This window comes from Tabrizicola sp., from assembly GCF_041911175.1.
Classification (GTDB): domain Bacteria; phylum Pseudomonadota; class Alphaproteobacteria; order Rhodobacterales; family Rhodobacteraceae; genus Tabrizicola.
In genome coordinates this window covers 26,890-39,412 of sequence record NZ_JAYRPN010000159.1, presented here as the reverse complement: position 1 = coordinate 39,412, position 12,523 = coordinate 26,890, and the positions used below count along the sequence as shown (strand labels likewise).

The 12,523-nt window shown below is 67.3% G+C and carries 15 protein-coding genes; 13 read left to right on the top strand and 2 right to left on the bottom strand.

The window, feature by feature from the left end; translation table 11 throughout:
- The first annotated feature begins 71 nt into the window (after positions 1 to 71).
- On the top strand, positions 72 to 2,264 hold the full coding sequence (locus ACE3P6_RS21630) for a primosomal protein N' (RefSeq protein ID WP_374398570.1): 2,193 nt from the start codon (positions 72 to 74) through the stop codon (positions 2,262 to 2,264).
- Between the two features lie 154 nt (positions 2,265 to 2,418).
- The gene (locus ACE3P6_RS21625) at positions 2,419 to 2,811 is read left to right on the top strand and encodes an Ltp family lipoprotein (RefSeq protein WP_374398566.1); all 393 of its coding nucleotides are present in this window, start codon (positions 2,419 to 2,421) and stop codon (positions 2,809 to 2,811) included.
- 138 nt (positions 2,812 to 2,949) lie between these two features.
- On the opposite strand, the gene ACE3P6_RS21620 is transcribed toward ACE3P6_RS21625, so the two are convergent.
- Positions 2,950 to 3,243, bottom strand: a complete 294-nt coding sequence (locus tag ACE3P6_RS21620) for a hypothetical protein (RefSeq protein ID WP_374398564.1) — start codon at positions 3,241 to 3,243, stop codon at positions 2,950 to 2,952.
- A 149-nt stretch (positions 3,244 to 3,392) separates the two neighbouring features.
- Between ACE3P6_RS21620 and msrA the strand changes: the two genes are divergently transcribed.
- The 3 genes from msrA (at position 3,393) to ACE3P6_RS21605 (ending at position 5,436) form a co-directional block, all read left to right on the top strand.
- Positions 3,393 to 4,046, top strand: a complete 654-nt coding sequence (msrA, locus tag ACE3P6_RS21615) for a peptide-methionine (S)-S-oxide reductase MsrA (RefSeq protein WP_374398562.1) — start codon at positions 3,393 to 3,395, stop codon at positions 4,044 to 4,046.
- A gap of 48 nt (positions 4,047 to 4,094) precedes the next feature.
- Entirely contained in the window at positions 4,095 to 4,967 is an 873-nt protein-coding gene (locus ACE3P6_RS21610; RefSeq protein ID WP_374398560.1) for a 50S ribosomal protein L11 methyltransferase, read from the top strand.
- 121 nt (positions 4,968 to 5,088) lie between these two features.
- Positions 5,089 to 5,436, top strand: coding sequence for a hypothetical protein (locus ACE3P6_RS21605; protein WP_374374488.1), 348 nt, complete (start codon positions 5,089 to 5,091; stop codon positions 5,434 to 5,436).
- A 115-nt stretch (positions 5,437 to 5,551) separates the two neighbouring features.
- Here the strand turns inward: ACE3P6_RS21605 and ACE3P6_RS21600 are convergent, their stop codons facing one another.
- A complete protein-coding gene (locus ACE3P6_RS21600; protein ID WP_374374486.1) occupies positions 5,552 to 5,755 on the bottom strand; it encodes a DUF1127 domain-containing protein in 204 nt (67 codons plus the stop codon).
- Between the two features lie 320 nt (positions 5,756 to 6,075).
- Between ACE3P6_RS21600 and ruvC the strand changes: the two genes are divergently transcribed.
- From ruvC to ACE3P6_RS21560, 8 genes are all read left to right on the top strand, one after another.
- Positions 6,076 to 6,585 carry a crossover junction endodeoxyribonuclease RuvC gene (ruvC, locus tag ACE3P6_RS21595; RefSeq protein ID WP_374398558.1) on the top strand — a complete coding sequence of 170 codons (510 nt, stop codon included), beginning with the start codon at positions 6,076 to 6,078 and terminating at the stop codon, positions 6,583 to 6,585.
- Positions 6,582 to 7,256, top strand: coding sequence for a Holliday junction branch migration protein RuvA (gene ruvA / locus ACE3P6_RS21590; RefSeq protein WP_374398556.1), 675 nt, complete (start codon positions 6,582 to 6,584; stop codon positions 7,254 to 7,256). The genes ruvC and ruvA overlap by 4 nt, the downstream gene beginning before the upstream one ends.
- Positions 7,257 to 7,266: 10 nt before the next feature.
- On the top strand, positions 7,267 to 8,298 hold the full coding sequence (ruvB, locus tag ACE3P6_RS21585; protein WP_374398555.1) for a Holliday junction branch migration DNA helicase RuvB: 1,032 nt from the start codon (positions 7,267 to 7,269) through the stop codon (positions 8,296 to 8,298).
- Between the two features lie 125 nt (positions 8,299 to 8,423).
- Positions 8,424 to 9,044 (top strand): hypothetical protein, encoded by a 621-nt coding sequence (locus tag ACE3P6_RS21580; protein WP_374398568.1) that lies wholly within the window; start codon positions 8,424 to 8,426, stop codon positions 9,042 to 9,044.
- A gap of 187 nt (positions 9,045 to 9,231) precedes the next feature.
- Positions 9,232 to 9,636, top strand: coding sequence for a tol-pal system-associated acyl-CoA thioesterase (gene ybgC / locus ACE3P6_RS21575; RefSeq protein ID WP_374398553.1), 405 nt, complete (start codon positions 9,232 to 9,234; stop codon positions 9,634 to 9,636).
- Positions 9,637 to 10,050: 414 nt separating this feature from the next.
- The gene (gene tolQ / locus ACE3P6_RS21570) at positions 10,051 to 10,746 is read left to right on the top strand and encodes a protein TolQ (RefSeq protein WP_374376074.1); all 696 of its coding nucleotides are present in this window, start codon (positions 10,051 to 10,053) and stop codon (positions 10,744 to 10,746) included.
- Positions 10,747 to 10,750: 4 nt separating this feature from the next.
- Positions 10,751 to 11,245, top strand: coding sequence for a protein TolR (gene tolR / locus ACE3P6_RS21565; RefSeq protein WP_374398551.1), 495 nt, complete (start codon positions 10,751 to 10,753; stop codon positions 11,243 to 11,245).
- A 5-nt stretch (positions 11,246 to 11,250) separates the two neighbouring features.
- Positions 11,251 to 12,438, top strand: a complete 1,188-nt coding sequence (locus tag ACE3P6_RS21560) for a cell envelope biogenesis protein TolA (protein ID WP_374398550.1) — start codon at positions 11,251 to 11,253, stop codon at positions 12,436 to 12,438.
- Positions 12,439 to 12,523: the final 85 nt, after the last annotated feature.

Below are 12,523 nucleotides of genomic sequence, written 5' to 3'. Positions count from 1 at the left end.
GTGCCAGCCGGGGGGTGAATGCTCTCGGGGCGGGGTTGACCCGAAACCGGCTGGCAGGGAAAGGCAAAGGGTTGGCGGATCGGGTCTATCAGGCGGGGGATCTGGTCGGGGTGCTGACGACGGAGCCTTTGGGGCGCGTGCTGGACTATCGTGCGCCGGAGGGGGGCTGCGGCGACGGGGATTTCGTCGAGGTGCCCTTGGGGCCACGCCGGGTGCTGGGGGTGGTCTGGGGGCCGGGTGCCGGGGGGTGGGATCCCGCGAAGGTGCGCCCCGTCGGGCGGGTGCTGGAGGCGCGGCCGATGCGGGCGGAGCTGCGGGCGTTCCTCGCGCGGGCGGCGGAATATACGCTGACGCCTTTGCCCGCGATGCTGCGGCTGGCGACGCGGACACCCGGTCTGGGCGATCCGCCGTCGGTGCGGCGGGTGTATCGGTTGGCGGGGGCGGTGCCGAACCAGTTGACCGAGGCGCGGCATCGGGTGGTGGAGGCATTGCGCGGGTTCGGCGGGCTGCCGGTGACTTTGGGCGAGCTGGTCGAGGCGGCGGGCTGCGGGGCGTCGGTGGTCAAGGGGCTGGTGAAGCTGGGGGTGGTGGCGGAGGAGGATGCGCCGCGGGATACTCCGTACCCCCGGTTGAAGGCCGATATGGGGCTGCGGCTGGCGGGCGACCAGGTGGCGGCGGGGGATGCCTTGGTCGCCGACGTGGCGCGGGGGGGCTATGCGGCGACGCTGCTGAAAGGGGTGACGGGGTCGGGGAAGACCGAGGTCTATCTGGAGGCGGTGGCGGAGTGTCTGCGTAGCCGCAAGCAGGCGCTGGTGCTGCTGCCGGAGATCGCGCTGACGGCGGAGTTCCTGACTCGGGTCGAGGCTCGGTTCGGGGCGAAGCCGGCGGAGTGGCATTCGGGCGTGACGATGACGGAACGCCGCCGCTTGTGGAAGATGGTCGCGGAGGGCGAGGCGGGGCTGGTGGTCGGCGCGCGCTCGGCCCTGTTCCTGCCGTTCCAGGACTTGGGGCTGGTGGTGGTGGATGAGGAGCATGACACCTCCTACAAGCAGGAGGACGGGGTGCTGTACAATGCGCGGGACATGGCGGTCCTCAGGGCGGCGATTGCGGGTTGCCCGGTGGTGCTGGCCTCGGCGACGCCGTCTTTGGAGAGCTGGGCGAATGTCGAGGCGGGGAAGTACCGGCGGCTGGATCTGGGGAGCCGGTTCGGGGCGGCGGAACTGCCGGAGATGCGGGCCATCGACATGCGCAGCGAAAGGCTGCCGGGGGATCGGTGGATATCGGAGACTTTGGCCGCGAAGGTGGATGCGGTGGTGGCGCGGGGCGAGCAGGCGCTGCTGTTCCTGAACCGGCGGGGGTTCGCGCCGGTGACGCTCTGTCGGGCCTGTGGGCATCAGGTGGGCTGCGACCAGTGCGACGCGCGGATGGTGGAGCATCGGTTCCAGAAGCGGCTGGTCTGCCACCAGTGCGGGGCGACGAAGCCGGTGCCTGTGGCTTGTCCTTCGTGCGGGGTGGAGGGGCGGATGGCCGCCGTGGGGCCGGGGGTGGAGCGGCTGGCGGAGGAAGTGGCGGCGCGGTTCCCCGAGGCCCGGGTGGCGGTGCTGTCCTCGGACCTGTTCGGAAGCGCCCGCGCGTTGAAGGAGAAGATCGCGGAGATTTCGGCGGGCGGGGCGGACATCATCATCGGCACGCAGATCGTGGCGAAGGGGCACAACTTTCCCCTCCTGACGCTGGTCGGGGTGATCGACGCGGACCTCGGGTTGCAGGGGTCGGACCTTCGGGCGGCGGAGCGGACCTTCCAGCTGATGCGCCAGGTCGCGGGCCGGGCGGGGCGGACGGCGGAGCGGAAGGGGGAGGCCTGGCTCCAGACCCACCAGCCGGAGCATCCGGTGATCCGGGCCATTCTGGGTGGCGACGAGGAGGCGTTCTGGGCGGCGGAGGCTCGGGAGCGTCGGGCGTCCGGCGTGCCGCCTTACGGGCGGATGGCGGGGATCATCCTGTCCTCGACCGATCTGGCGGAGGTGTTCGATTACGGGGCGGAGCTGGCGCGGAAGGACGGGCCTTTGCGGCGGATCGGGGCGGAGGTCTGGGGGCCTGCCCCGGCGCCGATTGCGCGGGTCAGGGGGCGGCATCGGGTAAGGTTGCTGGTGAAGGCTGAGAAGGGGGCTCCGTTGCAGGCGGCGCTGGTGGAGTGGCTGGGGCAGGTGAAGCTGCCGAGGGACTTGCGGCTGGCGGTGGATATTGATCCGCAGAGTTTTCTGTGAGGGGGCAGGTTGTTAATTTTTACAATGCCTTAGTGGCGTGAATGCTTGCGGAAGCTTCATGAGGGCGCGATTGAGATCAAAGGGTTTCGTGCAGCACGGACGGCTTGCAAAGCTATCAGTATTCAGCGAACATGACAGGAGTGACTTGCACTCGATGACCGCCAAGGAGAAATGGGACGTGTCTAAATTTCTTGCTAGATTGTTTTTATGTTTTGCGGTCTTTGGTGGGGTGAGCTTTCCATCTCAAGGTGTTGCCGGGCCTGTAGAAAATGCAATTAGATCAGCGGAGAGCTATCTAAGCATGACCGGTTTCTCTCGGGATGGTCTGATTGAACAGCTATCTTCCCCATATGGTGACGGTTATAGCATTTCTGACGCTACCGCTGCAGTGGACAGCCTTTCGGTCGACTGGAATGCGCAAGCCGTGCGTTCTGCCGAGCAGTATCTTCAAATGACCGGTTTTTCGTGCAATGGACTGATTGAACAACTTTCGTCCGAATACGGCAGCAAATATACCGTTGATCAGGCGACATATGGGGCAAAGTAAGCAGGCGCCTGCTGACCTGAAGAGGCTCTGGGCATCGCCTGACCGCCTGGGGGGCGCTGGTCGCGGCTTATCCGGGCGTAGGGATGGATTCGTAGGGTGCGCTACAGCGCACCGGTGGATGGTGCGCTGTAGCGCACCCTACGATGGTTTGTGCAACCGTACCGGCGCTTTCGGCGCGCGTTTCAGCACTCCCTTCGCCTCCAGATCGAGATGCACGCATTTGACCCACCAGCCTGCGGTCTCGCCGCCGGGGAAGAGGGTCTCAGAAAGGTGGGGTTTCACAGCCTGAATGATCTGGGCGGGGGTGAGGCCGGGGACCTCAGACGGCGTGACGGCGAGGACGGACTTACGCATCTCGGCGTATTTTGCGGCATCGACGCGGTAGGTCTTGCCGGGTTGGCCGACGTTCTGGACTTCGATCTTGTCGGTCATCGGGCGGCTCCTTTTTCGACCCATCCTGCGGGCGGGGGCGGGCCGTGGCAACCGGGTTTGCGGTCAAGGCGCGGTGATCGGGGTGTAACCCGCATTGGGTTTCGCCTCCTGCGCGCTATATTCAGTGGCAGAGAAACGGAGGTCGCCAGATGTTCTTCACCCGCAAGTCGACGGAAATGGTCTCGCCGCAGGACGCCCTGCCGGGGCGGGCCGAGCCCTTGCCCACGGCGGAGGTGCATTTCATTTCGGGGCTGCCGCTGAAGTCTCCGGTCCCCGAGGGGATGGCGGAGGCGATGTTCGGGATGGGCTGTTTCTGGGGCGTGGAGCGCAAGTTCTGGCAGACCCCGGGCGTCTGGCTGACGATGGTGGGCTATGCGGGGGGCTATACGCCGAACCCGACCTACAGGGAGACCTGCACGCAGGAGACCGGGCACAACGAGGTGGTGCGGGTGATCTATGATCCGGCGGTGATCAGCTACGAGGGGCTCTTGAAGCTGTTCTGGGAAGGCCATGACCCGACGCAGGGGATGCGGCAGGGGAATGATGTGGGCTCGACCTACCGTTCGGGCATCTACACCTTTACGCCGGAGCAGGCTGCTGCGGCGGAGGCCTCGAAGGCGGTCTATGCCAAGGCGCTGAAGGCGGCGGGCAAGGGGGCGATCACCACCGAGATCCTGCCCGCGCCCACGTTCTATTTCGCCGAGGACTATCACCAGCAGTATCTGGCGAAGAACCCCGGCGGCTATTGCGGGGTGGGCGGGACCGGCGTGACCTGCCCGATCGGCACCGGGGTGCGCGCTTGACCAGCGCAGGGCCGGGGACTATCCGGCCCTGAACCCTGGAGAGTGCCGATGCCCACCTATTCCGCCCTGACCACCCTGCCCGGCGAGGATGCCGCTGAGGGACTTGCCGCCGCGATGGAGCGGATGGACCCGGAACCGACCGGAGTCGGCGTCTTCGAGATCGAGGATGGCTCCGGCCTCTGGGAGGTGGGGGGCTATTTCCTGGAGCCGCCGGACCAGGTGATGCTGGAAGTGCTGGCGACGGCCTTCGGGGCGAAGCCCTTCGCGCTGTCGGAACTGCCGGAGGTCGACTGGGTGGCGCATGTGCGGCGCGAGCTGTCGCCGGTCGAGGCCGGGCGGTTCTTCGTCTTCGGCTCGCATGACGCGGACAAGGTGCCCGGCGGACGGGTGCCGTTGCAGATCGAGGCGACGGTGGCCTTCGGGACCGGGCATCACGGCACGACGCTGGGCTGCCTTCTGGCCTATGACCGGCTGCTGACGGCGGGCTGGCGGCCAGCGAAGGTGCTGGACGTGGGCTGCGGCACGGCGGTGCTGGCGATGGCGGCGGCGGCCACCCTGCCGGAGGCGCTGGTCATCGCCAGCGACATCGACCAGGTCGCGGTGGACGTGGCCGAGGCGAACGTGGCGATCAACGGGCTGGAGGGCCGGGTCGAATGCCTGGAGGCGGCGGGCCTTGATCATGCCAGAATCAGGGCCGCGGGACCCTGGGATCTGATCTTCGCGAACATCCTGAAGGGCCCGCTGATCGAACTTGCGCCTGGCATCTCGACTCAGCTTGCAACCGGGGGTAGAGCAGTCCTGTCGGGTTTGCTCGCTGTGCAAGCAGATTCGGTTGTCGCGGCTTACGTTGCGTCAGGGCTGACGCTCAACAGTCGGGATGATATCGGCGAATGGTCCACGCTGGTGCTACAAAGATCTTGAAAACAGGGACAATCCCGGCCTTCGCCCGTCGTTAGATGAACGGTGGATGAACGCGCCCCAATTTCGCCATATCTGTGCGGCAGAAATTTCCATATCAGGGCTGCTAACCTGGATGGACATGATGTGGGTTGATCCAAACCTTAACGACTTTTACAGCCGCGTTTCGCGGATCGAGAAATCGCACGCCAAGGGCTACGGGTTCGAGGCGACCGGCACGGTCGGGCGCAAGGCCTCGACCCGCAGCGGGCGGCGCTTCCTCAAGCTGGTCAAGCCGCTGGTGCTTGCGCTTGTGGTGGGCATCGGCGTGAAGGGCGTGATCCACTATTTCGTGGGGGCGCAGACCTATGAAAGCCGCGTCAGCGCGCTGGCCGCGGGGGATGGTTTCGATCCCGTCGGCGCCTGGCTGATGCATGCCGATCCCGCGACCCTGTGGGTGTCGGCGCAGTTGCAGGCCGTTCTTCCCCGTTGATCCAAGACTCTTGAGTGGCGACTATTGATTGAAGAAGGGCCGCATCTTCCGATGCGGCCCGATTTCGCGTTTTCCGATGTGTTTCGGCCCGGCAGTCAGGCGGGCCGAGGGTCGATCAGCGACCGATGACTTCCACGTCGCCGCGGCACAGGCCGATATCGTCAAGCTCACGGTCGGAAAGCTTCGACAGCGCATTGCGGGTGACGCGCGCATCGTTCCAGGCCTGGAACGCGGCAACGGCGTTCGACAGGGTGTTGATGGCACGGTAGGTGGTGATGGCGCCGAGGGGCGCCGGGCGGGTCGTCTCGACAGCGGCCATGGCGTTCATCCTTGTTCTTGATCTGCTCAAACCGAGGGCTCATTCCCTCATGGTCAGCGAGATAATCTTGCTGCAGGTGCAAAGCAAGGTAAGGAATAGCATTGCTGCCATGCAGGCGCTGCATGACGCGTGTCGAAATTTTGTCAAATTTTACAGGCTGTTCCGGCGGGCAGTCCGGGCCGCGTCGCTTTTCTGGCGCACTCCGTCGTATTTTGCAAGTGCAGAATGAGGCGGTCCCTTCGGCGGTGGAAAGCGAAAGCCATTGGCGGATGTTCCCTTTTCGTGCTAGCCCTAGTGGCAGGCAGGAATACGGGGACAAGATGCGGGTCATCGGGATAGATCCGGGGCTTAGGAACCTGGGCTGGGGTGTGATCGACGTCGCAGGGTCGCGCCTGACGCATGTGGCGAACGGCATCTGCCATTCGGAGGGCGGCGACGGCGATCTGGCCGTGCGGCTCTTGTCGCTGCATTCCCAGCTGACCGAGGTTCTGCGGGCCTGGGTCCCGGAGGCGGCGGCGGTGGAGCATACCTTTGTCAACAAGGACGCGGTGGCGACGCTGAAGCTGGGCCAGGCGCGGGGGATTGCGCTGCTGGTTCCGGCGCAGTTCGGGCTCAACGTCGGGGAATATGCGCCGAATGCGGTGAAGAAGACGGTGGTCGGCGTCGGCCATGCGGCGAAGGTGCAGGTGGACCATATGGTGAAGCTGCACCTGCCGGGGGTGAAGGTGGCCGGGCCGGATGCGGCGGATGCGCTGGCGGTGGCGATCTGCCATGCGCATCATGTGCAGTCGTCGGGGCGGCTGGCGGCGGCGTTGAGGGCGGCGGAATGATCGGCAGGATATCGGGGCGGCTGGACTGGCGCGGGCCGGACCATGTGCTGATCGACGTGCGCGGGGTCGGGTATGTCGTTTACGTCAGCGAGCGGACTTTGGCGGGCTTGCCGGGGCCGGGCGAGGCGGTGTCGCTTTATACCGACCTGCTGGTGCGCGAGGATTTGCTGCAACTCTTCGGCTTCCCGACCATGCTGGAGAAGGAGTGGCACAAGCTTCTGATGACGGTTCAGGGGGTGGGGGCGAAGGCGTCGATGGCGATCCTTGGGGCTTTGGGCGCCGAGGGCGTGGGGCGGGCGATCACTCTGGGCGATGCGCGCAGCGTGCAGGCGGCGCCGGGCGTGGGGCCGAAGCTGGCGCAGCGGGTGATCCTGGAGCTGAAGGCCAAGGCGCCGGGGGTGATGGCGCATGGCGCGGGGCTGGCGGCGAAGGCCGGGGCCGAGGATGTGGTGATCGAGGAGGCGGCCCCGGTGCCGCGCAAGGTGGCGCGCGTGGATGAGGGGGCCGCCCGCCGCGCGACCGCTTCGGCGGATGCGCTGTCGGCGCTGGTGAACCTGGGCTACGGTCAGGGCGATGCGGCGCAGGCGGTGGCGATGGTGGCGGGCGATCTGGCTGAGGCGGATACGGCGGCGCTGATCCGGGCGGCGCTGAAAGTGCTGGCCCCCAAATGATTGAGCCGAAATGAGCGAGCCGAACCCCGATCTGCGTGGCGACCGTTTGCCCGAGGATACCGACCGCGCGCTTCGCCCGCAGATGCTGGGCGAGTTCATCGGTCAGGCGGAGGCGCGGGCGAACCTCGCGGTGTTCATCGAAAGCGCCCGGATGCGGGGCGAGGCGATGGATCATACTTTGTTCCACGGGCCTCCGGGCCTTGGCAAGACCACGCTGGCGCAGATCATGGCGCGGGAACTGGGGGTGGGGTTTCGCATGACCTCGGGGCCGGTGCTGGCCAAGCCCGGCGACCTGGCGGCGATCCTGACCAATCTGGAACCGCGCGATGTGCTCTTCATCGACGAGATCCTGCGGCTGAGCCCGGTGGTCGAGGAGGTGCTGTATCCCGCGCTGGAGGATTTCGCGCTGGACCTGGTGATCGGCGAAGGGCCGGCGGCGCGGACGGTGCGGATCGACCTGCAGCCCTTCACGCTGGTGGGCGCGACGACACGGCTGGGGCTTCTGACGACTCCGCTGCGGGATCGGTTCGGCATCCCGACCCGGCTGGAATTCTATTCGGAGGCGGAGCTTTACGAGATCGTCGCCCGGGGGGCGCGGCTGATGGGCTTGCAGGCCGAGCCGGAGGGCTGCCGCGAGATTGCCCGGCGGGCGCGGGGCACGCCGAGGATTGCGGGGCGCCTGTTGCGGCGGGTGGCGGATTTCGCGCTGGTCGAGGCGGGGGGGCGGATCAGCCGCGCGCTGGCGGACCGGGCGCTGACCCGGCTGGGCGTGGACCATCTGGGTCTGGACGGGGCGGACCGGCGGTATCTTTCGCTGCTTGCCGAGAATTACGGCGGGGGGCCGGTGGGGGTGGAGACCATCGCGGCGGCCCTGTCGGAGCCACGGGATGCCATCGAGGAGGTGATCGAGCCCTACCTTCTGCAGCAGGGGCTGATCCTGCGGACGCCGCGCGGGCGGATGCTGGGGGCGAAGGCCTGGCGGCATCTGGGGCTGGAGGCGCCGAAAGCGGCGGGGCAGGCGGACCTGTTCGGCGGGAAGTAGGCGGAGCGCTTCGCGCAAGTCTTTCCTCTCGTCGTCGGGGCTTGCGCCCTCCTCCTCGGTCGATGGGGGTTTCACCCCCAATCCCCCGAGAGTATTTGAACCAAGAGGAACAGGGGACGGTGGACATGGGACCGGGCGAGATCGAGGCTTTGTTCACGCGGGGCGACGGGCAGTATCTGTTCGCGCGCTGGGGGCGGCCGATCGTGCCGGTGGTCTTCGGAGTCGAGGACGCCTCGCTTGCGGTGTTCAAGGGGGCGATCGAGGCGGTGGTGACGCTGGCCGGGCACGGGATGGCGGAGACGGACCCGGAGCTGGGGGCGAACCTGATGCTGTTCTGCTTCCGGGACTGGGGGGAGTTGCTGGAGGTGAAGGATCTCGGGCGGCTGGTGCCGGAGCTGCCCGCGCTGGTGGCGAAGCTGGAGGCGGCGGGGGCGAACCAGTACCGGCTGTTCCGCTTCGATGCGGAGGGGGCGATCAAGGCGGCCTTCGTCTTCCTGCGGATGGATGAAGGCCTGGCGGGGATGGAGGCGGAGACGCTGGCGCTGGCCCAGGCGGTAGGGGTGGTGCTTCTGTGGTCGGACCGGGCCTTCGAGGGGACCTCGCCCCTGGCGCGGGTCGGGAGCCGGGTGATCCTGCGGCCGGAGATCGGGGCGGTGATCCGGGCGGGGTATGATCCGGTGCTGCCCGCGGTCGCGCGGGATGCCTCCCATGCGCTGCGGCTGGCGGCGCGGGTGGGGCGGGCGTGAGCTGTCCACGGTGGACAGAAAATCGGGGCATTTGAAATCAATGGCTTGCTCGCGGACGTTCACAACTGGTTAACCCGCGGCGCCCCCCCACCCCCAGCCCCTCCCCACCGGGGGGAGGGGAGCCGCTTGACGCCGACCTCGCTCTGCGGGCACCAAGCACAGGTCTGTTCCGGACCAGGGAGGCCGCATGACCGCGCATCAGTTCCGCACCCGGGTGTACTATGAGGACACCGACCTCGCGGGGATCGTCTACTACGCCAATTACCTGAAGTTCATCGAGCGGGCGCGGACGGAGTGGGTCGCCTCGCTGGGGGTGGACCAGATGGCACTGAAGGCGCGGGAGGGGGTGGTCTTCGCGGTGCGCCGGGTGGAGGCGGATTTCCTGCGGCCCGCGCGGTTCGGCGACGAGCTGGTGGTGGAAACGACCTTGCAGTCGCTGGGCGGCGCACGGATCGGGCTGGAACAGGTGGTCACGCGCGGGGGCGAGCGGGTCTTCGTGGCGGTGGTGACGCTGGTCTGCCTGACCGAGGACGGTCATGCGGCAAGGGTCCCGGCCGAGGTCAGGGGGAAACTGGCGGGGCCGTTGCATTGAGGGGCTGAGCGGGTGCCCGCACCCCCGGCCCCTCCCCACGGAGGGGGAGGGGAGGCGCCCGGTTTTCGGCGTTGCGCAAGTTGTCTGAGGTCGGATGCCTCCGGCGGGGATATTTGGGCCAGTATGAAAGGCCTGGGTGGAGTGCCCGGGTGAGAGGGCAGGTGCCTCCGGCGGGGATATTTGGGCAAAGATGAAAGGCGGGGCCGGGATTGGGAGCGCTGCGCCGGGGGCTGGGGTGCTGCCTCCGGCGGGAGGTCGAAAGGGGCCGGATCGGCGGCTGTCTGGCCATGACAAATCTCGTCATCTGCCAGCGAAACCCCGCCTGCCACAGAGTTGTGTTGGCATTCCCGCTGCACTCTTGCTAGAATCGGGGATAACGGAGCCGATAACGGCCCGATCAACAAGAGCAGGCGTATGGAACCCAACACCCTTGCGATGGCGCAGGAGATCGATTTCTCCATGTTCGCGCTTTTTGCCCGCGCGACCCTTACCGTCAAGATCGTCATGCTGATGCTGATGGGCATGTCCTTCTGGTCCTGGGCGATCATCATCCAGAAGCACATCACCTTGCGGAAGGCGAAGGGGGAAGCGTCGATCTTCGACCGGGCCTTCTGGTCGGGAGAGCCGCTGGACGAGCTTTACGAGAAGATCGGGCCGGACCCGCAGGGGCAGTCGGAGAAGATTTTTTCGGCCGGAATGCTGGAATGGCGGCGGAGCCATAAGCAGGACGGCGGGCTGATCGCCGGGGCGCAGAGCCGGATTGACCGGGCGATGAACGTGGCCATCGCGCGGGAGAGCGAATTCCTGAACCGGGGGCTGAGTTTCCTGGCGACCACGGGGTCGACGGCGACGTTCATCGGGCTGTTCGGCACGGTCTGGGGGATCAAGCATTCCTTCGAGCAGATTGCCATCAGCCAGAACACGTCGCTGGCCGTGGTGGCCCCCGGCATCGCCGAGGCGCTGCTGGCGACGGGCGTGGGTCTGGTCGCGGCGATTCCGGCGGCGGTGTTCTACAACAAGCTTTCCGCCGATATCGACCGGGTGCTGGGCGGCTACGAGAGCTTTGCCGACGAATTCGCGACGATCCTGTCGCGCCAGCTGGACTCCTAACGTCATGGGCATGGGGGTTTCGGGATCGGCAGGCGGCGGACGGCGGCGCAGGCGCGGCGGGCGGTCGTCGGCCATGCACGAGATCAACATCACGCCGATGGTCGACGTGATGCTGGTCCTCCTGATCATCTTCATGGTGGCGGCGCCGATGCTGACGGTGGGCGTGCCGGTGAAGCTGCCCGAGACGGCGGCGGCGGCCCTGCCGACGGAACAGGAAGAGCCGCTGACGGTGACGATCACCTCGGACGGGCGGCTGTCGATCCAGACGACGGAAGTTTCGGATGCCGAGATGATCGGCAAGCTGCAGGCCATCGCGGCCGAGCGGACCTCGAAGAAGATCTACCTGCGGGCGGACGGGTCGGTGGCCTATGAGCGGGTGGCGCAGGTCATGGGCGCGCTGAATGCGGGCGGGTTCAACGAGATTGCCTTCGTCACCGATGCCAAGGCGCCAAGCCTGGGGGCGGATGGTGCGTCAAATGCTGGTAATGACGGCGGCTGAGGCTGATGGAGAGGCGCTTCCAGACGGGGACGGTGATCTCGGCGGTCGGGCATCTGGGGGTGGTCCTCTGGGTGCTGGTCGGCGACTGGCTGTTCGCGGCGGATGTGCCGCCCGAGACGATCACGATGACGGCCTCGACCATCACGAGCGCCGAGTTCGACGCATTGCAGGCGGCCTCGACGCCGACGCCGTCGGAGGAGCCCGCGCCGGTCAGGCCGGAGCCGCGCCCCGAGCCCAAGCCCGAACCTGCGCCGGTGCCGGAACCGGAGCCTGCGCCGGAACCAGAACCCGTGCCCGAACCTGCGCCGGAGCCTGAGCCCGATCCGGTGCCCGAACCGGACCCGGTGCCGGAGCCGCCTGCCTCGGATGCGGTGCAGGCGGAGGAGGAGCAGGCGATCCAGTCGGAGTCGACGGAAATCCAGCCCGCGCCGGAGGCCGAGGCGATCATCGCGCCCGATCCGGTGCAGCCCGAGACCGATGCGGCAACGGCGGAGACCGCAGCGCCTGCGGTGACGGAGGACCCGGCGGCGGATGTCGTGGTGGAGGAGCAGCCGACCGAGGCCACCACGCCCGAGGATACCGGCGACGTCACGCAGACCGAGGACAACCGGGACCAGACGGCGGAGACGGGGATGACCACCTCGATCCGGCCGCGCGCCAAGCCGTCGCGGCCTGCCCCCGCGCCGGAGCCGGAGGTGGCGGCGGATACGCGCACCGAGACGCCGCAGGAATCGACGCAACTGACGGTGCAGCCGGTGGATGATGCCTCGACGCAGGATGCCATCGATGCGCTGCTGGGCGAGGCGGCGGACGAGCCTGTGGCGGAGGACACCGCCGCAGCGGACACGGGCGGGCAGGACCTGCCGCAGGGGCCGCCGCTGACCGGGGGCGAGATGGGCAACATCTCGTCGGCGATTTCGCGGAAGTGGAATTTGGGCGCGTCGTCGACCGATGCGATGAGTTCGATGGTGACGGTGCGGGTCAGCTTCTCGGCGGACGGCAAGCCCACGGATTTCCAGCTGATCGAGTCCAGCGGGCCGAGCCAGACCGGGATCGACAAGCTGTATGAAACCGCGCGGCGGGCGGTGAACCGGGCCTATGCGGACGGCGGACTTCCGCTGCCGCCGGACAAGTACGACACCTGGCGGGTGCTTGATCTGGTTTTCGATGCCAATGGGATGAGGGCGCGATGACCGGGAACCAAAGCTGCGATTTCCCCTTTTCTCCCGCCGGGCAGGTGGGCAAGGACAAACAAAAGAACGGAGCATGAGGCCGATG

Excerpts from the sequence above, each read along its gene's own strand:
- ACE3P6_RS21625 (WP_374398566.1), top strand. The coding sequence starts at position 2,419 with ATGACCGCCAAGGAGAAATGGGACGTGTCTAAATTTCTTGCTAGATTG.
- ACE3P6_RS21620 (WP_374398564.1), bottom strand. The coding sequence starts at position 3,243 with ATGACCGACAAGATCGAAGTCCAGAACGTCGGCCAACCCGGCAAGACC.
- msrA (WP_374398562.1), top strand. The coding sequence starts at position 3,393 with ATGTTCTTCACCCGCAAGTCGACGGAAATGGTCTCGCCGCAGGACGCC.
- ACE3P6_RS21610 (WP_374398560.1), top strand. The coding sequence starts at position 4,095 with ATGCCCACCTATTCCGCCCTGACCACCCTGCCCGGCGAGGATGCCGCT.
- ACE3P6_RS21605 (WP_374374488.1), top strand. The coding sequence starts at position 5,089 with ATGTGGGTTGATCCAAACCTTAACGACTTTTACAGCCGCGTTTCGCGG.
- ACE3P6_RS21600 (WP_374374486.1), bottom strand. The coding sequence starts at position 5,755 with ATGGCCGCTGTCGAGACGACCCGCCCGGCGCCCCTCGGCGCCATCACC.
- ruvC (WP_374398558.1), top strand. The coding sequence starts at position 6,076 with ATGCGGGTCATCGGGATAGATCCGGGGCTTAGGAACCTGGGCTGGGGT.
- ruvA (WP_374398556.1), top strand. The coding sequence starts at position 6,582 with ATGATCGGCAGGATATCGGGGCGGCTGGACTGGCGCGGGCCGGACCAT.
- ruvB (WP_374398555.1), top strand. The coding sequence starts at position 7,267 with ATGAGCGAGCCGAACCCCGATCTGCGTGGCGACCGTTTGCCCGAGGAT.
- ACE3P6_RS21580 (WP_374398568.1), top strand. The coding sequence starts at position 8,424 with ATGGGACCGGGCGAGATCGAGGCTTTGTTCACGCGGGGCGACGGGCAG.
- ybgC (WP_374398553.1), top strand. The coding sequence starts at position 9,232 with ATGACCGCGCATCAGTTCCGCACCCGGGTGTACTATGAGGACACCGAC.
- tolQ (WP_374376074.1), top strand. The coding sequence starts at position 10,051 with ATGGAACCCAACACCCTTGCGATGGCGCAGGAGATCGATTTCTCCATG.
- tolR (WP_374398551.1), top strand. The coding sequence starts at position 10,751 with ATGGGCATGGGGGTTTCGGGATCGGCAGGCGGCGGACGGCGGCGCAGG.
- ACE3P6_RS21560 (WP_374398550.1), top strand. The coding sequence starts at position 11,251 with ATGGAGAGGCGCTTCCAGACGGGGACGGTGATCTCGGCGGTCGGGCAT.